Source organism: Mucilaginibacter sp. P2_D11, from assembly GCF_056404435.1.
In genome coordinates, this window is sequence record NZ_JBFUEA010000004.1 from 199,498 (window position 1) to 219,538 (window position 20,041).

Below are 20,041 nucleotides of genomic sequence, written 5' to 3' on the forward strand. Positions count from 1 at the left end.
TTATCTGGTTAAAAGGACAGCAATAATTGATAAAACAGAAATGACTAAACTAGCTCTTTGAAACGTCGAGCCATCATTTGCTGCGCGTTGCTCATTGGGCTGCACATAAATAAGATCGTTTTTTCTAACGTAGTAATACGGCGAACTAAATATTTTTTTGGAGGTAAGGTCTATTGGGATATACTGGCGCTTTCCATCAATTTCTCTTACCAATATCACATTTCTTATGCCGGTAATATTTAAATCTCCAGACATGCTTAGTACTTCAGTTAAGGTAGTCCTTTCGTTATATATGTTAAATACATTGGGGCTCCTTACGTCGCCCAGAACCGATACTTTAAAATTTTGATACCTTACATTTACAGTTGGCTTACTTAAATAAGGCTGCACTTTGGCTTCAATCACTCTCGCTAATTCGGTTGTAGTATAGCCTTGTGCTTTAACAACGCCTACAAGTGGTAACGTAATGTTGCCGTCTGTATCTACATAATAACCCACTACAGCGTTTTGCTCGCTCCTGTCTAAGTTACCACCGCCGGCCGGCCGTTCTAGATTGTAATTAAATATAGCAGATGCCTCAACATTTAAACTGGTAAAATGAATACCCAGCTGATCGCCCGGTTGCACAGTTAACGGCGTGTAATTTGTGATATCTTCCGTGGTGATACTGTCTCTTCTTAAATCCTGGAAATATGGGATGTTTTTGTAAGGAGTACAAGACAGATTGAAAAGAACTAAAGCAGCAATAAAGATGGCGAATAAGTGTTTCAATTTCATATTTAGTAATTTAACGATAGATTTAAACGGTAGTAATCTGTTTGCATAAGGAAGGTGGTATGGGTGGTTGTTTTTGCGCTGAACATATTAAAATTAAGGGCGATGAAAGATATGATTTTTAACGGAACCAAATATAATGGGGCTAATTTAAAGGTGTGGGGGGGGTAAATCTCTTTAAAACAGCCAGCCATTCTTGTTGCTTATAAATTTCCTATGTCGTCGATATAATTAATGCGAAAATAACAAAAAATATGAAAAGGTGAATTTTAAAAGATTTTTTTTGCTTAAATTATAGTTTATGTACCTATATGTTTACGAATTTTTAATTTTAGCTGTTTTTTTGATCCCTGCTTTTCTTCAGTAAATATATAATTTTATGCCTTTAGACTCAAGTATCATTGCCAACGCCGACGATTTTGGCCTCAATGCCTCGGTAAACAAAGCTATATTATTTTGCTTCGAAAAAGAATATATAAATAGCGCCACCTTGTTAACCAATACTCCCGGTTTTGAGGAGGCTGTACAAATAATTAAAGAAAATGTCTGCATCAGCAATATTGGGGTGCACGTTAACCTGGCCGAAGGCCGACCGTTAACCAACGTGCCCAAGCGCCTGTTGAATGAAGATGGAACCTGGTGCCTGGGCCAAACGAACAATATACTTGCGCGATTTACCAGGCACGAACAACAGGCGCTGCTACAGGAGATACATGCACAAATAAATAAAGCTTTGCAGTATGGCGTGCCGGTAAGCCATATCGATTCGCATTATCACCTCCACACCTTGCCCTGGCTAAGCAGGTTGTTTTTGCAGATTGCCCGTCATTATAATTTAAGGGTAAGGCTGGCGCAAACCTACCGCGAAGGGAGCTACCTTAAATACTGGTATCGCAGGTATATCAATCAAAGGCTTATAGATGGCCATTTAAATTATACCGATAAATTCGAAACCGTGGGCTATTTTTTAGGCAATAGGCAAACCCGCCCTGGCCATGAAACCGTAGAAGTGATGCTGCACCCCGATTTCGACGCTGCCGGCGCCCTTACCGATCACTACGATAAGCCAACTATGGAAAATTGGATAAATTATATAAAGCAACTGCAAAACGCTTAATTTCGTAAATATATTCGAAGGCCAATTTATCGTATTTAAAGATTTGCGTTTTTAACTTATTATTTGAGGGCATAGTAAATTTATATTAAATTGTTACATTAACTGTGCGATAAAACGCCATTAATGTAAGCTATTGATTGATAATCTATTAAAAATAAATAATGTTAAATTAAAAATGAAAATTCATTTTTGTTATAAAATTTATAATTTTAACGCCGTATAAGCTGTTAATTTTAATTAATATCTTGCGGGAGGTTGATAAAAATCAAATATTTGATAATTGCCAGGCAATAAGCTGGGTGTTAATTTAAGTTTATTAGGGATATATAAAGCATTTTTCATATGTTTATCGGATGTGTTTTATATGAAAGGTATTAAACTCCATTGCATCTCAGATTTATTTACTTTTTAATGAAATAATGGATAAATACCGCACTTTAAAATTATTCGACTACAATATTTTTACCTCGAGCTTAAGCGATTTAGATCTTAAACAAGAGTCTAAGTGTGTTATTAATACGCTAAACCAATATTCTTACGTAATTGCAGAGAAAGACCCGGAGTTCAAAACGGTTCTTACAGCATCAACTCTGTTGCTCCCTGATGGGGTTGGCATAGTTGGCGCCGTAAAAATATTAGTTGGCGCAAATATCAAGAAAATAGCCGGGGCAGATTTGCACAACCATCTCCTTAAATCGTTACAGCAAGTTGGCGGCAGGTGCTTTTATCTGGGTTCTTCCCATGAAACGCTTGCCGGCATACGCGAGCGGCTGTCTATCGAGTACCCGGCTATAAAGGTTGGTGTTTATTCGCCCCCTTTCAAGGAAAAATTCAGCGATGCCGATAATGCCGATATGGTAAAGCACATCAACGAGTTTAAGCCCGATGTGCTTTTTGTGGGCATGACCGCGCCAAAGCAGGAGAAATGGGTGTACGAGCACAAAGAAGAGCTAAACGTTGATATAATTTGTTCCATCGGCGCCGTTTTCGATTTCTACTCAGAAACGGTTAAGCGCCCGGGCAAGTTCTGGATAAACCTTGGCTTGGAATGGTTCATCCGCTTATTGCACGAACCCAACCACTTATGGCGCAGGTACCTGGTTTATGGCCCGGTGTTTCTTTACCTGGTGTTCAAAGAAAAAATCGGCCTGATGACCAAAGGACAAAAGTATTTATCTGATAAATGACTGATCCTGGCCCTGGTTGGATCTTGTGTTTAAACAGGCAGGCCGCCCCCCTCGGCCATTAGCCTAAAAGCCCGCACTGTTGGGTTTATCCCCAAGCATTGTTGTACCTTCGGTTATAAATAAACGCACCTACTATGTATATTATTTGCAGATTTAAGGCGGCGTATAGTTTTGCCGCAACCTTGTTGATGATATCCTTATTGCTTGCCTGCAACGGCGCTACGCCCCCATTGGTAAGCTACCGCCCCTCAAAACCTATTAAGTTGAACGGCGCACATGATAGGGTGATAAGCGGGTTGGATATAAAAGGCGATACGCTTGATTGCCTGGAGCTGAACAACTGCTATAACATCACCGTAAAAAATTGCCGCTTCCGTTTTTCCAAAAAAAATGGCATCATACTGCTTAGTTCCCGCAATATAAAGGTGGTGAATTGTTATTTCGAGAAGCTGGCATCGGGCGTGTACGCAGTAGAGTGCCATCAGATAGATGTAAGCTACAATAATTTCAGGAATATGCAGGGGCCCTTTCCGCGTGGCCAGATGGTACAGTTTGAGGAGGTAACCGGCCCCGGCAGCAAAATAGACTACAACAATGGCGAAAATCTGCCCGGCCAAAGCGCCCCCGAAGATGCCATAAACGTATTCAAAAGCTCGGGCACTGCCGCCAGCCCTATACAAGTTATAGGCAACAGAATAAGGGGCGGCGGCCCTAGTACCATAGGCGGCGGCATTATGCTGGGCGATAACGGTGGCGCATACATCGTGGCCAAAAACAATATCCTGGTAGATCCGGGGCAGTACGGCATGGCCATAGCGGGGGGCACCCATATCAGCATCATCAACAATACCATATATGGTAAGCAGCAAAAGTTTACCAATGTGGGGCTTTATATATGGAACCAGCACACCTCCGGCTGCTCATTAAATACCATTACCAATAACAAGGTTAATTTTACCAACGCCGCAGGTGAGCCAAACGCTGGCTGGAACCAGGGCAACTGCGGTAAAGTGGCCGGTTGGGATACCAATATTTTCAATGCCAAAATCAATGCTTCCGTGTTGCCGAAAGAGATTATCCCTGCGCAACCCCAATAATTTGTGGCCGCCGGATGATGGACTTATCCAAATGGAGCCAAATAATACGCACTTTAAAGCCATAATGTTATCTGTTTATATAAATTTGCGGGAGCGGCAAACAGCTATGCAAACAAAAAAAAGCATCCGAATAAATTATCCCCTATAAAATGCTCTCCTTTATCAAAAATAAGGCGCAGGCATTCTGGAGCGCGGGCAGCGAGCGCAGCCTGAAGGTTAAAAGGAATATCGTATATACTTTCATGATACGCGGGCTAAGCGTGCTTATCGGTTTTATGCTGCTGCCCTTAACTATCAACTACCTCAACGCCACGCAGTATGGCATTTGGGTAACCATAGCATCGTTGGTGGCCTGGATAAACACCTTCGATATAGGGTTGAGCAACGGCCTGCGCAATAAGCTGGCGCACTCCCTTGCCCTGGGCGAACATGATGCCGTGCAGCACGACATCAGCACCACTTATGCCTTGCTTTGCGGCATTGCTGCCGCAGTATTTGTGGTGTTTTACGGCGTCGGCCTGTTTTTCAACTGGAACTGGATGCTGCGGGTGCCTGCTACCGTGCAATTCGATATTTGGCCGGTGCTGGTTATAACCCTCGCATCGTTCTGCATACAATTTATACTGCAGCCTGTAAACAGCATCCTTATTGCCATGCACCAGCCCTTTAAGGCATCGTTGATACTGCTGTTCGGGCAGGTGCTTACTTATGTGTTGATATGGGTGCTCTCTATTTTCACGAAGGGTAGCTTGTACCTGCTGGTGCTTGTAGCTTCGGGCTCGCCGGTGCTGGTGTTGTTGCTGGCAAATATTTACCTGTTTGCTACCAGTCTCAAGGCTTTTGTACCCCGGCTTAAGAACGTGTTGCTGCAAAATGCCAAAAGCCTGATGAACGTGAGCGCAGCGTTCTTCTTTATACAGATAGGCGCGCTGATTTTGTACGAAACAGATAATATTGTCATCAGCCGTATACTTGGCCCGCACGAGGTTACTACCTTTAATATACCGTTCAAATATTTCTCGGTTATCAATATCGTATTCTACATTATCATCACCCCGTATTGGAGCGCGTTTACAGATGCTTATGCCCGTGAAGATTTTGGGTGGATACGCGGCTCTATCCGCAAGATGCGCAAGCTTTGGGCCGCTGCTGCTGTATTGGCTTTTGTGCTGTACCTGTTTTCGGACATGGTTTACAGGCTTTGGATAGGCAAAGGTATAGTAGTACCCAACATGCTATCGTTAAGTATGGCGGTGTATGCCATATTGCAAACCTGGATGGTGATACACGCCTACCTGCTCAACGGCGTAGGCAAGCTGCGCGTTCAGCTGATTTTGGTAATTGCAACCGGTATTATCAACGTGCCCTTGTCTATATTCCTTATTAAACAGGTAGGTTTACCAGGCACCGTGCTGGCCAATATCATCGTAATGCTGGTAACCAACGTATTCATCACCTGGCAATGCAAGCTGATAATGGCTAACAAAGCAACCGGTATCTGGGCCAAATAAAGCCCTTGAATAAACTTGGGCTGTAAAGGCAATCTTATGCCACTTCCACGCTTCTCTCTGCTTTGATGTTGCGTATTTGGTAAACTACGCCCATTACGAACGCTATGATGAGCACGGTAAGGCAGCTGATTATGGCCGGAGAACTGGGGTCGGTAGCGATGGGGGAGGAGATGGGCAAGCGCGTTAATGTTTCTACTATAGCCGGTATCATCGAGAAAAAGAGCGTGCCGCTCATGAGCACGGTTTCTACATACCTGGCATTTTTGCCCAGTATGCGGAACGATTTTGCATAAATAGCCAGCGGCAGCATAATCAATATCATCACCCCCAAACCATGCGCCCCAGTGAAATGCCCCGTCTTCATGATAGGGAAGGCTGTAAGGCAGGTGAGTACCGTTAATATAGTGTACCATTTGCCCACGCCCTTAAGCGGGTTGATTTTTCCGTAACGGAACGACGTGTAGAACCCGGTAATCAAAGCTAATACACTAATAGACGTGTGGATGATGCCCAGCGTGGTAAGATGGTTTGACATGGTTGTGATGTTTAAGGTGGATGATGTAGTTAATTAATTATAGCTAAGATAGTTATAATTAATTCTATATATTAAATATATAACCACAACCCCGCTTAATCTCCGGTACGGCAATCCTTTACCTCAACAGCGCATTAAAATCGCCATAAGGGACGGTGCTGTTTGCGAAACCAAATGTGCCGCTGCCTTGTACTTCTGCCGCAGCCTTGATAAAAGCCCCATAAGCCGCCCTTGCTAAGGACGATCCCAGGCTCACTCTTTTCACGCCCAGATCCTCCAGTTGGTTGAGCGAAAAACCGCTGCCCGAAAGCCCCATTACCACATTAAGCGGCTTTGGCGATACCGCTTTTACAACCGTCGCTATATCTTCGGCCGTTTTCAGTCCCGGGGCGAAAAGCACATCGGCCCCGGCTTCGGCATAAGCTTGCAGGCGTTTGATAGTATCGTTAAGGTCTACAGCACCACGTATCAGGTTCTCGGCCCTTGCGGTAAGCATAAAAGGGAAAGGGAGGCTTCGGGCCGCTTCAACCGCCGCGCGGATGCGTTCTACAGATAATTCGAAAGGGTAGATAGGCGCATCGGCTTTGCCGGTAGCGTCTTCTATAGAGCCGCCTACCACACCGGCTTTTGCAGCAAGCAGGATGGCGTTTGCACAACCTTCCGGCGCATCGCTATAGCCGTTCTCAAGATCGGCGGCAACAGGTAGGTTAACCGCTGCGCTGATGGCCGCGCAGTTGGCCAGCGTATCATCCAAAGTCACCGCGCCCTCGCCATCTGGTTTAGCCAGGGAATAGGCAAGCCCGGCGCTTGTGGTAGCCAGTGCCTCAAAACCTAAGTTGGCCAGCATCCGTGCCGATCCCGCATCCCAGGGGTTGGGCACTACGAATATCCCGCTGCGGCTGTGCAGGGCTTTAAAGGTTTCGGCTTTTTGGTGTTGGGTGGCTGGGGACATATTTTTCTTCTTTTTGATATACATTATATATAAAGCGATATATAAAGCGGTGGCCTGTGCGACTCCGTGCCATTGGGAGGAAATTCGCGCCTTGCCCCTGCTTTTTTCGAATTTAAAACTCCCTCCCAGCGGGAGGGGTGCGGCTGGCTGAGCGTAAAGGCGGGGAGGGGTTCACGAACTATGCCTCACAAACTCAATAATCAACTATCCAAAACTTCCAAAGGAAAATTCTTCGGAAGCCTTATTGATTTGTCTTTTTTGATAATGTCGATAATAATCCCTTCTATTCCACGCAAAACATTCTGCATATCGTATTTTATTTCAGCCTCGCTGAACCGTAGAAAAGTACCCCGAACCTTCCAGTTTTTTCTGCCTTATTTCGTCCTTGTTAAAAGCTTCCTCGCCATTATGCGACATGCCGTCGATTTCTACAGCCAGCATTAGTTCCTTACAATAAAAATCTACAATGTAATTATCTATACATCGTTGCCTATCGAAATCCAAACCCCATAATTTATCTTCTCTTAGCTCGTTCCAAAGCAAAGCCTCGCCGAAAGTGATATTCTTCCTTAGCTTCCGAGCCAGGATTTTTAAGTTTGGATTGTATGGGATAATTTTAGCCATTTAATGGAGTACTTTACTTACTGCGTCGCGAAACCCCTCCCTGCACCCTCCCGTTGGGAGGGAATCGCACGAGGCCGCCGCTTTTTTGTTTGTCATCAATTCCCAAATCCGAAATCCTACAACGGAATATTCCCATGCTTTTTCCTGGGGTTGTTTACTACCTTATTCTCCAGCATCTTAAAGGCCTGGATAAGCTTGATGCGGGTTTCGGCGGGCTCAATTACTTCATCTATAAAACCACGTTCGGCGGCGCGATAAGGGTTGGCGAAAATCTCGGCGTATTGCTGCTCTTTTTCGCGCCATTTGGCTTCGGGGTCCTCAGCCGTGGTTATTTCGCGTTTAAAGATGATTTCGGCCGCGCCTTTGGCACCCATTACGGCAATCTCGGCCGTTGGCCACGCAAAGTTCATATCGGCACCAATGTGCTTGGAGTTCATTACATCGTAAGCACCGCCATAGGCTTTGCGTGTGATAACGGTAATACGCGGCACGGTGGCCTCGCAAAAGGCGTAAAGCAGTTTGGCGCCGTTGGTGATAATGGCGTTCCACTCCTGGTCGGTACCCGGCAAAAAGCCCGGCACATCTTCAAAAACCAGCAGGGGGATATTGAAGCTATCGCAAAAGCGCACGAAACGGGCCGCTTTTTGCGAAGAGTGGATATCCAACACGCCTGCAAGGAACGCAGGCTGATTAGCAACAATGCCGATACTGCGCCCGCCCAGCCGACCAAAGCCAACAACGATATTCTCGGCAAAACTTTTATGTACTTCTAAAAACGAGCTGCCGTCTATCACTTCTTCAATCACCTCGCGAATATCGTAAGGTTGCGAGTTATTCTCGGGCAGTAGGGTGGTTAGCTTGGGGCGGCTTTCGTTGCCTATGTCATACGGTAGGGCAGGAGCCTTTTCTTCGCAGTTTTGCGGCATATAGCTCAGTAGCTTTTTTACGTGCTGTATGGCATCTATCTCGTTGCTGCAGGCAAAGTGGGTTACGCCGCTTTTGGTTGCGTGGGTATTTGCCCCGCCAAGCTCCTCGGAAGTTACTACTTCGTGCGTTACGGTCTTCACTACGTTGGGGCCGGTTACAAACATGTAACTGGTATGCTCTACCATCAAGATGAAATCGGTAATAGCGGGTGAGTAAACCGCGCCGCCCGCGCAGGGGCCCATGATGGCAGATATTTGCGGAACCACGCCGCTGGCCATGGTGTTGCGGTAAAATATATCGGCATAGCCGCCAAGTGAAACCACACCTTCCTGTATACGCGCCCCGCCCGAATCGTTAAGGCCTATGACAGGGGCGCCGTTCTTAAGTGCCAGATCCATTATCTTGCATATTTTTTCGGCATGGGTTTCTGATAAGGAGCCGCCGAACACGGTAAAATCCTGCGAGAAAACGTACACCAGCCTGCCGTTTACCGTGCCGTAGCCGGTAACCACGCCATCGCCCGGGTACTTTTCTTTTTCCATCCCAAAATCGGTTGAGCGGTGCGAAACCAGCATGCCGATCTCCTGGAAGCTACCTTCATCAAGCAAAAAGTGAAGCCGCTCGCGTGCAGTGAGTTTGCCTTTTTTATGCTGGCTTTCTATACGGGCAAGGCCACCGCCTTCCATGGCCTTTTCGCGTTTTTGCTGTAAAATTTCTAACTTTTTATTCACTACGAGGGTTTATTAGGTGTGGCGTTAAAATTAGTAATTAAAATGTAAGATTGTGATCGGCTTGTTTTCGGTATCCATATTTTACTATATTTGCAACGCATGAAAGCAAGAGAGTTTAAACTTTCGGTAGTAATTTTGTTTATGAGCATCTTTGTTGCAAAGATGGCCATATCCATAGCGCCTGCTTTTTTGTGCCTGGATAATAAAGCAGTGAACGCGGTTATTATGCAGCTGGAGCACGAATCCAAGACCGAAAAAGAGGATCCGGAAAAGGACACCTTTAAAGAGAAAAAGGTTTTTGACGAAAGCTTTATGCATTTTGTGGCACACAAAACCTTTGTTGTTGAAACCAATGTGCTGCACAACCAGGAAAATACCCTTTACACGCAGGTTTATCACCCGGTAGTACCTACCCCTCCTCCCAACGCATAATTCTTTTCGCCGGTTAGCCATGCTGACCGGGTAAATAGCTGTATGCTTTTACGCATACGCTCAATTGGCATGCCCTGTACGCATTGGCTCCGGCTTGGCTACATGGCTGTTTAGTCCCCAACACATCTAAAAATTCTATTATGCAAATTAATCAAGGAGGCATCGCCGGCGGCGATCTTAACCTGAAAAAGTATTTCCTGTCTAAAAATCTAAAAAAAGACCTACCCGCAAGTATCGTGGTATTCCTGGTGGCATTGCCCTTATGTTTGGGCATAGCGCTGGCATCGGGTGCACCGCTTTTCTCCGGCTTATTGGCTGGCATCGTAGGCGGGGTGGTAGTTGGTATGCTTAGCGGCTCGCAACTGAGCGTGGCCGGCCCGGCAGCGGGCTTAACCGTTATCGTATTGAATTCTATAACCAAATTAGGCTCTTTCGAGGCTTTTTTGCTGGCGCTGATTATTGCTGGTGCCTTGCAAATGATTTTAGGCATAATTAAAGCCGGTACCATCGCTAATTACTTCCCTTCCTCTGTAATAGAGGGGATGTTAGCGGCCATCGGTATTATATTGATTATGAAGCAGCTGCCCCATGCTGTTGGTTACGATAAGGACTTTGAAGGCGATGAAGGTTTTGCGCAGCTAGACACCCACAACACCTTTTCTGGTGTGTACAGGGCCCTCGCGAGGGTGAATTATGGTGCCATCATCATCAGTACTGTATCGTTGCTATTGCTTATTTACTGGCCGAAAATTAAAAAGCTGGCCGTTGTACCTGCGCCCTTATTGGTGGTAGTAACCGGGGTGTTGCTGGCCGTTGCCTTTAAAGGCACCAGCCTTGCCCTGGATGCCGACCAATTGGTAAACATTCCGGTGGTAGCCAGCGGTGGCGACTTCTTTGGGTTGTTCAAAACGCCCGACTTCTCTATGCTTAGCAAGATTGACCTTGTGCAGCTACTAATAACCGCCGGTACTATTGCTGTAGTGGCAAGTTTAGAGACATTGCTCAGCTTAGAAGCTGTCGACAAAATAGATCCTATTAAAAGAATATCACCTACAAACCGCGAGCTGGTTGCTCAGGGGGCTGGCAATTTAGTGAGCGGTTTGCTTGGTGGTTTACCTATGACGGCGGTTATCGTGCGATCATCGGCAAACGTTAACGCGGGTGCGCGCACCAAGGTGAGCGCTGTTGTGCATGGCGTATTGTTATTACTGAGTTTGCTATTCATACCCAAACTCATCAATTTAATACCATACTCCTCGCTTGCTGCAATCTTATTATTAACCGGTTATAAGTTAACCCGCATAAGTTTGTTCAAGCAAATGTGGCATAAAGGGTTGAACCAGTTTATACCCTTCGTGGTAACTATCATAGCGGTGTACTTTACCGATTTGCTGATAGGCGTGGGCATAGGGATGCTGGTAGGCGTATTTTATATACTGCGCACCAACCTGCGCAACCCATACTTTTACCAGATAACCACCCGGGGCGATAAGAAAACAATCAACATCAGGCTTGCCGAAGAGGTTTCTTTTCTGAACAAGGCCGCCATACAGGTAACATTAACCAGCCTGCCCAAGGGCAGCGATGTTATTATAGATGGCTCTAACTCCAGGTATATAGACCCCGACGTGCTGGAAACTATCCACAATTATAAACACAATGCTTACACCAAGGGCATCATCGTTCAGCTGATTGATATTAAAGACAGGTACGATGTGCCGCCCTTCGAAGAATTGATTTACAAACCTTAATTAAAAACATCAATATGTCAACCATAGAAAACAAAAACGGCAACGGCCAAAGCCTGAAGCCAACCATAGATGTAAGCCAGATAAAGCTTGCGCAAAAACATAGCTACGAAAAATTGAAAGAGGGTAACGCCAAATGGGTAGATGCGCGCCTGCAGGAAGACCCTGAGTACTTCACCAACCTGGCGAAGGGCCAAAGCCCCGAGGTATTATGGATAGGCTGCTCAGACAGCCGCGTGCCTGCCAACGAAGTTACCGGCACCAAGCCCGGACAAGTGTTTGTGCACCGCAACATTGCCAACGTATGCAACCATACCGATATGAACATGCTGAGCGTGCTTGATTATGCCGTAAACGTGTTGAAGGTAAAGCATGTAATTGTTGCCGGCCACTATGGCTGCGGCGGCGTTGCAGCAGCGCTTACCCACAAGCAATTCGGTATTATTGATAACTGGCTGCGCCACATTAAAGATGTGTACCGCCTGCACAGCAACGAACTTGACCGTATTACCGATCAAACCCAAAAGGTGAACCGCCTGGTAGAGCTGAACGTAACCGAGCAGGTTTACAACCTGTGCAAAACATCTATCATACAAAACGCCTGGATGGAACGCCATGACCTGGAAGTACACGGTTGGGTGATAGATTTAGGCAGCGGCAAGGTTAAAGACCTGGGCCTAAGCAGCAGCAGCCCCAATAACCTGGGCTATGTTTACGAGTTTGACAGCGCAGAAGCAATTGCCGCGCATTAACGATTCTCATTGTGAGAGGTTTAAGTTTAACCCCTGGATTGCGCGATGCAACCGGGGGTTTTTTGTTTGTCTGTGACATGAATAATAGATTTTGAGATTACGCCGATTATTGCGCATCACGTAATCCTTTCATCAGGAAAATCAAGGTTCAGATATCCGGCATAATTTATATATGTTTATGGGGCACAATGCTTACTAGTCAATAGCCCTCAAAACATGCTCCGCCAATCGAAAACAGAACGTACCCTGCGCGGGAATTTGTTGCTAGCTTCGTCCACAGCAATGGTGTCGGGCATTACCAATGTGGCCGGCGTAGTAGCCTTTTTGGCTTTTACCTCCAATATTACCGGGCATGTGGCCAATTTGGCAAGGCACATGGTAGAGCAGAATTTTTGGGAGATACTCATCTTCGCCATCTGGCTGGGGATGTTCTTCTTCGGTGCATTTTTGGCCACCTATATAGTGCGTACCTATGAGGGTAAAAGCTATTATAGAGCGCATTCTATCCCCATCATCATCGAAACTGTTATCCTGCTTTTCGTGGCCATTTATGGGCATAACTTTTATAAGGAAACGCAAACCGAGCGCGAAATTGTAATAGCGGCCATCCTGTTTGCTATGGGTTTGCAGAATAGTTTGGTATCTACCATATCGGGCGGGCTCATCAAATCATCGCACCTCACCGGGTTGTTTACCGACCTTGGCGGCGACATTGCCGACTGGGTGCATGCCCGGAAAAACGTTACCGAAACTACCCGCCACAAGGTGTACATCCGCACTACGGTGCTGGGGTTTTATTTTGTGGGATGCCTGGCAGGCGGCTACCTGTTCGACTTGTTTGATTTTGCTATATTTTATTTTTTACCTGCAATACTTTTAACAATTTTGTACTACGATCTTTCGCCTATCGCGCTGCATAAACTGATGCGGCTATTTTCGCGAAGCAAAGCATCGGCATAAATAAAAACAAAAAACTACCTATTATATCATACTATGTGCGCTAAAAACCTGATACACGATACCAGCCATATCACCTACGAAAGCCTGCTGGAGGGCAACCGCCGCTTTGTTGAAGAAACCCTGCAGGAAGACCCTGATTATTTTACTACCCTGGCCAATGGCCAAAAGCCGCCAATTTTGTGGATTGGCTGCGCAGATAGCCGCGTACCGGCCAACCAGATAACCAATACCAATCCGGGTGAGATATTCGTGCACCGCAATATTGCCAATATGGTGATACATACCGATATGAACATGCTGAGCGTATTGGATTATGCCGTTAACGTATTGCAGGTGCGCCACGTAATTGTAACCGGGCACTACGGCTGCGGCGGCGTTATCGCCAGCATGAGCAACAAACAATTTGGACTTATAGACAACTGGTTGCGGCACATTAAGGATGTTTACCGCGTGCACGCCCGCGAATTAGATGCTATTAAAGACGAAACCGACCGTGCCGACCGCCTGGTTGAGCTGAACGTAATAGAAAACGTAAGTAATCTCTGCAAAACCTCCATCGTGCAAAACGCCTGGCAAAACGGGCAGGAGTTGAACGTGCATGGTTGGGTGTATAGCCTGGCTACCGGTATCATCACCGACATGAAAGTTAGCGCCAACAACAACTCAAAGCTGGATGAGGTGTTTAGGTTCGAGAAGTAGAAGCAAGAGTCAAGAGATAAGAATCAAGAGACAAGAAATAATAATCAAGACTGATTTTATTTATTGAAGATATCTTTGCTCCAGCCCCTGAATTCGTAGTATTTGGCTTTGGGTTCGCCCGTCCAGCCGTTGATGCCTTTTTTGGGGAGGACTATGCCATGAATATAAATAACCGGTATTAATGCCAATCCCATTAGTCCGAAAGCATAAATTCGCCCGGCATAATTGGAAATACAAATGATGATGGCTAAAGTGATAATATACTTTAGCAGCTTACGCCACTTGGGGCTGCGCTCTTCAAAATGCCCGAAATAAATATGCCCGAGGAGGAAAAATGTAGTCACAACGGCTACTTCTACCCAAAGTGTATCTGTATTCCACATAATTAAGGTTTGGCTTTTATGTGGTAAAGATAAATATGTTTAAAGCCAAAAGCCCAATTCCTTACCAGAATTGGGCTTTTGGTTTTTATCTTGTCTCTTGATTCTTGACCTCTTGTCTCTATGAAGACTAAACTTCTTTTTCCAAAAACGGATACCTGTAATCCTTCGGCGAATCAAAGGTTTCTTTAATCGTCCTCGGTGATACCCAGCGCAACAGGTTGATCATCGAGCCTGCTTTATCATTAGTACCGCTTCCGCGGGCACCGCCGAATGGCTGCTGGCCTACTACGGCACCGGTTGGCTTATCGTTGATGTAGAAGTTACCCGCAGCATTGCGCAGCTTGTAGGTAGCATCGGCAGTGGCATAACGATCTTGCGACAACACTGCACCGGTAAGGGCGTAGATGGATGTTTTATCGATGATGCTCAGCGTCTCGTCCCATTTGTCATCTTCGTAAACGTAGATGGTGAGTACCGGGCCGAAGAGTTCTTCGCACATGGTCACATAAAACGGGTCCTGTACCTGCAGCACGGTTGGCTGCACGAACCAGCCCTGGCTCTTATCGTAACTGCCGCCGGCGATAATTTCTACGCCATCGTCCTTTTTGGCAGCGTCGATGTATTTAGCCAGCTTATCAAAGCTTGCTTCGCTGATAACGGCATTGATGAAATTCTCAAAATCTTCGGTAGGGCCCATTTTAAAGGTGGCCATTTCGCGCTGCATGTGCTCTTTTACCGCTGGCCAAATGCTTGCCGGGATGTAAGCACGGGATGCGGCCGAGCATTTCTGTCCCTGGTATTCGAACGCGCCGCGTAACAGCGCAACGGCAACCGCATCGGCATTGGCGCTGGGGTGAGCCAGCACAAAATCTTTACCGCCGGTTTCGCCTACTATCCGCGGGTAAGTTTTGTATTTGTGGATATTGGTACCGATAGTTTGCCAGATATGCTGGAAAACCTTTGTAGAACCGGTGAAGTGGATGCCCGCAAAATCGGGGTGGTTGAATACTACCTCACCTACTTCGGGGCCGTCAGCATAAATGAGGTTGATCACACCATCCGGCACACCGGCTTCTTTAAAAATCTGCATAATAACGTTGGCTGCGTACACCTGCGTATCGGCAGGTTTCCAAACCACAACGTTACCCATCATGGCGGCACTGGCCGGCAGGTTGCCCGCAATAGCCGTAAAGTTGAACGGCGTAAGCGCAAAAACAAAGCCCTCCAAAGGCCTTTGCTCCAAGCGGTTCCAAACGCCTTTGCCCGATACGGGGGGCTGCTGAGCGTAAATCTCCGTCATGTATTGCACGTTGAAGCGCAGGAAATCTATCAGTTCGCAAGCCGAATCAATCTCTGCCTGGTAAGCATTCTTGCTTTGGCCAAGCATGGTGGCGGCGTTCAGTTTATAGCGGTAGGGGCCGCCAATCAGGTCGGCGGCTTTTAAAAATATAGCAGCACGCTGCTCCCATGGCAGTTTTTCCCAGTCGGCTTTAGCGGCAAGGGCTGCATCGATAGCGGCGGTAACGTGTGTTTTATCACCATAGTGGAACACGCCCAAAAGGTGTTTATGATCATGCGGCGGGCGAAGCTCTACCAGTTTCCCGGTGCGCACTTCATTCGCGCCAATGTACATAGGTATATCCAGTTGCTGTGCGCGGGCATCGGCAAGGGCGGCTTTAAGCGCCGCACGTTCCACGCTGCGCGGGCCGTAGTTCAAAACAGGCTCGTTTACCGGCGCCGGAACATTAAAAAATCCTTTTAACATAGGTAATAATTTAAAGGTGCAAAGATAGGGGGAAATGTGCAGATGTGCGAATATGTGCCAAATGTTCGCGTAGCAGAAAGCTTTTGTGACGGGCGAATGATAGGAACAGTTTTGCCGTAAGTGTTCCACTTCGCAAGTGGGACACTTATTTTCAAATTAGTGTTGATAATCAGATAGTTGCAGTTTTTCGTGGAACACTTTGGAACACCCCTATTGTTGATATAAACCTTGTAATTTGTTTATTATTAATAGGTTAAGCAAATGCTGCTTTGTTCGCTTTTTTGAGGTGGAACACCTTTTTGGAACAGGTAACTGTATCGTCCTGAAATAAGTTGACCCTTTTGATGAATAATCCTGATAAGGGTTTACACTTTAAATTTAGTCCGGCATTGGGTTTACAGTGTTCTACATGGACGCAACGCTCAGCACATCGTTCATTGCGGGCGATAGCGCGGCAACCGCGAATAGGATAAGTGGCCGTAAGGCGCAGTGTCTGAACCTTGATTCGCATGATTATTTGATTCCCTTGATGGCGGTACATCAGGCTAATCCTTAAATCAGGCTCATCAACGTTCAGACGTTTAGAAAAGCAAGGGCTGTGGTTCTTTTGATGCGCCGGCCCCGCTATCCACTCCAAGCCGCTGATAGAAGCGGGCTTTCCGCTGCTATCGGGTTTAGGTAACGCGGGCTTGTGCTCAGAAATCCTTGTCATGCTGAGGAACGAAGCATCTATTCGCCGCAATGCTCACCATATCGTCTTTGCAAGGCACGAAGCAATCATCGGCAAGCCAAGCCTTGCAATTGGCAAGCTTGCATACGGACCACAAAGCGGGAATTGAGAAAATCCTCCACAGTTAGGGAGAATCGGCCTATGCTCGGCGTTATCATTTCCATCACCCCTCAGAAATTTTTCCCTACCTTGCATCAACCAATCCGCCCTGTTATGGATATCGAAACCCTGCAAACTATTTGCCATAGCCTGCCCGGCGTAACCGAAGATATTAAGCTGGAAAACCACCTGTGTTTTAACGTTGGTGATAAAACCTTCCTGTTCACCTCGCCGGATAGTTCTCCGCCCTCGGCATCGTTTAAAGTACCCGATGAAGATTTTGAAGCCATTATTGCTAAGGACGGACTGGAGCCACAGCCCTACATTGCCCGCTATAAATGGGTGCTGGCAAAAGATATCAGCACGCTGAGCCACCAGGAATGGGAGCATTATATCAAACAATCGTACAGGCTGATAGCGGCGAAGCTTCCGGCAAAAATAAAAAAGGGGCTGGGTTTATAAAACACCCCGCAGCAGCGGCCAAGCCAACTCTGCCGTGTAAACCTACAGCAGGATTAATCATTAAAAGTGTAAACCGATAGCCGGATTTTGTTTCTCACTCGCGAAGCGAAACACTTACAGCAGCCCGGAGGTAGCGATTACTACTCACGGAGTTTCCGCTCCCATTCTTCTAAGGGCAAAAATGTCAAGATGAAGTTAGCCAGGCATATAACTACCCCCCAGGGCCGTGTGCGGAGTTCAGTGTCTTTATCAAATACGTAATCTTTCCGCTCCGAATAGTAAAGATTTGGTAAAATGCCCTTATCTATCTTATCATAATTAGCAGGTAGGAGGCCAACCAGATACACACTATCCTTATAGAGGATCTTCACGTCGGTGTGGTGGCCCCTGCCAGCATTCAGTACTTTTGTTACGAACGTATAGGATATCCTTTTAGATATGCTGTCTGATGATGCCCTTAACTCTAAATACGCTATGATACAATAAATAGTGCCTGCTACTGCAACCAGCCTCAAAGCCCATGTGAGCGTTTTTTTTCCCATAGGTTTATCCCGCCGCCTTTTGCTGCCCGGCAACCTGTTTAATTTCCTGCAGTTCCAGTTCATAGGCGCGCATGCGGGCGTGGAGGATATCTACCTCGGTGCGTAGCATCTGTATTTCGGTGATGAGCTTGGCCGATTCGGGCTTGTGGATATTTTTTTCGCCGGTACCCAGGATGAGCCACTCGGGAGAGTATTTAAGTTGGAAACACAGTTTGCGGATGAGGTAGTAGCTGATGTCCTGCTTTTTGTTGATTACCTTGCTGATGAACCCTTGGTCGACTCCAATAGCGTTTGCAAGTGCAAGCTGCCCGCCATGCTCCTTCACAATAACCTTAATCCGTTTTACAACTGCGTCGTCCGACATAATCTTCGGCTGCAATTATAGTAAATAGTCCATAGTCTATGGTCAATAGTCCATAGAAAAATAAAAATTGATGTTTGGCTATCGCGAAGTCCATAGTCTATGGTCGATAGTCCATGGAAAAATGAAAATTGATGTTTGGTTATAGTATAGTCCATAGTCTATGGTCGATAGTCCATGGAAAAATGAAAATTGATGTTTGGCTACAATAAACAGTCCATAGCGGAAAATGGTTTTTTGCTATGGACTATGGACCATCGACTAAATAAACTCCTTCACCGCTTCGCTTAAATCATAAACCGGTACGGCCTTTATTTTGGCGGCGATGATGCTGGCTGCGGCGGCAGAGCGATAGCCGGCGGCGCAATGCACCACGATGGGTTTGCCGGTCGGGATTTCGCTTAGCCGTTCGCGTAATTCGGGCAGGGGAATGGTCAGCGCATCGGCAAACAGCATGCCTGCATTAATCTCGGCGCGGTTGCGGGCATCGATAATGGTGTATTTAGAGGTGTCGGCCTTAAATGCTGCTTCGTCGAAAGAAGCAGATTTCTCAATAGCATCCTCCGGCATGAGCAGGGCCGCTTTGATGTTTCGTTCGTAGCCTATCTTTGCCGCCTTGCGGATCATCGTATCCAGGTCCTCATCCGTATTGGCAATCAGGTAAAAAGGTTCGTTCGGCGCAACTATGGAGCCCAGCCAGGTCTCGAATTTTTCGCCATCCTGCAGGTTGATGCTGCCTTTTACATGGCGCTTGCGGAACAATGCGTTAGCGCGGGTATCTATGATGACGATGCCTTTCTCTAATTCGGTATTGCTGTCCACCTTTTTAACATGATTTATGCTCTCCTCAAAGCCTGGTGCGCCGGTTTTGTTCAACTCAACGTCGTAACCGAAGTATTTGGGCATAAAAGGCTGGTCGGCCAAAAGGGTCTGCACAAATTTCAGTTCGTCCATCAGTTGCAGGGCGTAGTTTTCGCGCAGCTCCTTGCCAATGGTGGTCTGCAGATCAGGACTCATGCTTTTGCCGCAGAGCGAGCCGGGGCCGTGCGCCGGGTAAACGGTAACGTCTTTGGGTAGCACCATAAGCTTTTCGCGGGTGCTGTGGTACATATCGCGGGCAAGTTCTTCTTTTTTGGCGGTGATGTTGCCTGCGGTCTCGCGCAGGTCGGGGCGACCGACATCGCCGGCAAAGAGGGTGTCGCCGGTAAATACGGCGCAGTCGCGGCCTTTCTCATCCTCCAGCAAAATGCAGATAGAATCGGGTGAGTGGCCGGGGGTGTTGATGGCCTTCAGCTTGATATCGTCCAGTTGTATTACGTCGCCATCGTCGAAAGTTTGGTGCGGAAAAGTGCCGCCTGCCAGCTTGCTTACGTAGATAACCGCGCCGGTGGTTTGGTGAATCTCCAGGTGCGAGCTCACGAAATCGGCATGGGGGTGGGTTTCTATCACGCCCAAAATATCGGCGCCGTGTATGCTGGCAAAATCGTAGTAAGGCTGCGGATCGCGGGCAGGGTCTATCACCACCATGCGGCCATTGCGTATGATGGCGTATGATGCATGGGCCAAACCCTTATCGTAAAACTGGTTAACTATCATAGCGAATAATGGCCGCAAAGATAATGTTTAGCGCGAAATGATAGGGGAGGGGAATGT

The 20,041-nt window shown here is 46.8% G+C and carries 20 protein-coding genes; 10 read left to right on the plus strand and 10 right to left on the minus strand.

What is annotated here, in order from left to right:
- A complete protein-coding gene (locus AC1DXC_RS07505) occupies positions 1 to 777 on the minus strand; it encodes a polysaccharide biosynthesis/export family protein (RefSeq protein ID WP_477458527.1) in 777 nt (258 codons plus the stop codon).
- Between the two features lie 376 nt (positions 778 to 1,153).
- Between AC1DXC_RS07505 and AC1DXC_RS07510 the strand changes: the two genes are divergently transcribed.
- The 4 genes from AC1DXC_RS07510 to AC1DXC_RS07525 all read left to right on the plus strand — a co-directional run bounded on the left by AC1DXC_RS07510 (position 1,154) and on the right by AC1DXC_RS07525 (position 5,686).
- Positions 1,154 to 1,891 carry a carbohydrate deacetylase gene (locus AC1DXC_RS07510; RefSeq protein WP_477458528.1) on the plus strand — a complete coding sequence of 246 codons (738 nt, stop codon included), beginning with the start codon at positions 1,154 to 1,156 and terminating at the stop codon, positions 1,889 to 1,891.
- A gap of 419 nt (positions 1,892 to 2,310) precedes the next feature.
- Positions 2,311 to 3,078 carry a WecB/TagA/CpsF family glycosyltransferase gene (locus tag AC1DXC_RS07515; protein ID WP_477458529.1) on the plus strand — a complete coding sequence of 256 codons (768 nt, stop codon included), beginning with the start codon at positions 2,311 to 2,313 and terminating at the stop codon, positions 3,076 to 3,078.
- A gap of 134 nt (positions 3,079 to 3,212) precedes the next feature.
- A complete protein-coding gene (locus AC1DXC_RS07520; RefSeq protein WP_477458530.1) occupies positions 3,213 to 4,175 on the plus strand; it encodes a right-handed parallel beta-helix repeat-containing protein in 963 nt (320 codons plus the stop codon).
- A gap of 149 nt (positions 4,176 to 4,324) precedes the next feature.
- The gene (locus AC1DXC_RS07525) at positions 4,325 to 5,686 is read left to right on the plus strand and encodes a lipopolysaccharide biosynthesis protein (protein ID WP_477458531.1); all 1,362 of its coding nucleotides are present in this window, start codon (positions 4,325 to 4,327) and stop codon (positions 5,684 to 5,686) included.
- A gap of 34 nt (positions 5,687 to 5,720) precedes the next feature.
- Here the strand turns inward: AC1DXC_RS07525 and AC1DXC_RS07530 are convergent, their stop codons facing one another.
- The 4 genes from AC1DXC_RS07530 to AC1DXC_RS07545 all read right to left on the minus strand — a co-directional run bounded on the left by AC1DXC_RS07530 (position 5,721) and on the right by AC1DXC_RS07545 (position 9,455).
- A complete protein-coding gene (locus tag AC1DXC_RS07530; RefSeq protein ID WP_477458532.1) occupies positions 5,721 to 6,221 on the minus strand; it encodes a hypothetical protein in 501 nt (166 codons plus the stop codon).
- 118 nt (positions 6,222 to 6,339) lie between these two features.
- Positions 6,340 to 7,173, minus strand: a complete 834-nt coding sequence (locus tag AC1DXC_RS07535) for an isocitrate lyase/PEP mutase family protein (RefSeq protein ID WP_477458533.1) — start codon at positions 7,171 to 7,173, stop codon at positions 6,340 to 6,342.
- 321 nt (positions 7,174 to 7,494) lie between these two features.
- Entirely contained in the window at positions 7,495 to 7,797 is a 303-nt protein-coding gene (locus AC1DXC_RS07540; RefSeq protein ID WP_477458534.1) for an endonuclease domain-containing protein, read from the minus strand.
- A 116-nt stretch (positions 7,798 to 7,913) separates the two neighbouring features.
- Positions 7,914 to 9,455: an acyl-CoA carboxylase subunit beta gene (locus AC1DXC_RS07545; RefSeq protein WP_477458535.1), complete on the minus strand. Its 1,542-nt coding sequence runs from the start codon at positions 9,453 to 9,455 to the stop codon at positions 7,914 to 7,916.
- Positions 9,456 to 9,554: 99 nt separating this feature from the next.
- On the opposite strand from AC1DXC_RS07545, the gene AC1DXC_RS07550 reads away from it, so the two are divergent.
- From AC1DXC_RS07550 to can, 5 genes are all read left to right on the plus strand, one after another.
- Positions 9,555 to 9,887 carry a hypothetical protein gene (locus AC1DXC_RS07550; protein ID WP_477458536.1) on the plus strand — a complete coding sequence of 111 codons (333 nt, stop codon included), beginning with the start codon at positions 9,555 to 9,557 and terminating at the stop codon, positions 9,885 to 9,887.
- Positions 9,888 to 10,027: 140 nt separating this feature from the next.
- Positions 10,028 to 11,638 (plus strand): SulP family inorganic anion transporter, encoded by a 1,611-nt coding sequence (locus AC1DXC_RS07555; RefSeq protein ID WP_477458538.1) that lies wholly within the window; start codon positions 10,028 to 10,030, stop codon positions 11,636 to 11,638.
- A 14-nt stretch (positions 11,639 to 11,652) separates the two neighbouring features.
- Positions 11,653 to 12,387, plus strand: coding sequence for a carbonic anhydrase (locus AC1DXC_RS07560; RefSeq protein WP_477458539.1), 735 nt, complete (start codon positions 11,653 to 11,655; stop codon positions 12,385 to 12,387).
- 216 nt (positions 12,388 to 12,603) lie between these two features.
- Positions 12,604 to 13,347 (plus strand): YoaK family protein, encoded by a 744-nt coding sequence (locus AC1DXC_RS07565; protein ID WP_477458540.1) that lies wholly within the window; start codon positions 12,604 to 12,606, stop codon positions 13,345 to 13,347.
- A gap of 33 nt (positions 13,348 to 13,380) precedes the next feature.
- On the plus strand, positions 13,381 to 14,046 hold the full coding sequence (can, locus tag AC1DXC_RS07570; RefSeq protein WP_477458541.1) for a carbonate dehydratase: 666 nt from the start codon (positions 13,381 to 13,383) through the stop codon (positions 14,044 to 14,046).
- Positions 14,047 to 14,102: 56 nt separating this feature from the next.
- Here the strand turns inward: can and AC1DXC_RS07575 are convergent, their stop codons facing one another.
- Positions 14,103 to 14,429 (minus strand): hypothetical protein, encoded by a 327-nt coding sequence (locus AC1DXC_RS07575; RefSeq protein WP_477458542.1) that lies wholly within the window; start codon positions 14,427 to 14,429, stop codon positions 14,103 to 14,105.
- Between the two features lie 127 nt (positions 14,430 to 14,556).
- On the minus strand, positions 14,557 to 16,194 hold the full coding sequence (gene pruA, locus AC1DXC_RS07580; RefSeq protein ID WP_477458543.1) for an L-glutamate gamma-semialdehyde dehydrogenase: 1,638 nt from the start codon (positions 16,192 to 16,194) through the stop codon (positions 14,557 to 14,559).
- A gap of 943 nt (positions 16,195 to 17,137) precedes the next feature.
- On the opposite strand from pruA, the gene AC1DXC_RS07585 reads away from it, so the two are divergent.
- On the plus strand, positions 17,138 to 17,485 hold the full coding sequence (locus AC1DXC_RS07585) for an MmcQ/YjbR family DNA-binding protein (protein WP_477458544.1): 348 nt from the start codon (positions 17,138 to 17,140) through the stop codon (positions 17,483 to 17,485).
- Positions 17,486 to 17,625: 140 nt separating this feature from the next.
- Here AC1DXC_RS07585 and AC1DXC_RS07590 read toward each other — a convergent pair whose 3' ends face one another.
- The 3 genes from AC1DXC_RS07590 to AC1DXC_RS07600 form a co-directional block, all read right to left on the minus strand.
- Entirely contained in the window at positions 17,626 to 18,027 is a 402-nt protein-coding gene (locus AC1DXC_RS07590; RefSeq protein WP_477458545.1) for a hypothetical protein, read from the minus strand.
- A gap of 4 nt (positions 18,028 to 18,031) precedes the next feature.
- On the minus strand, positions 18,032 to 18,391 hold the full coding sequence (locus tag AC1DXC_RS07595) for a helix-turn-helix domain-containing protein (protein WP_477458546.1): 360 nt from the start codon (positions 18,389 to 18,391) through the stop codon (positions 18,032 to 18,034).
- Between the two features lie 258 nt (positions 18,392 to 18,649).
- A complete protein-coding gene (locus AC1DXC_RS07600; protein ID WP_477458547.1) occupies positions 18,650 to 19,984 on the minus strand; it encodes an MBL fold metallo-hydrolase in 1,335 nt (444 codons plus the stop codon).
- Positions 19,985 to 20,041: the final 57 nt, after the last annotated feature.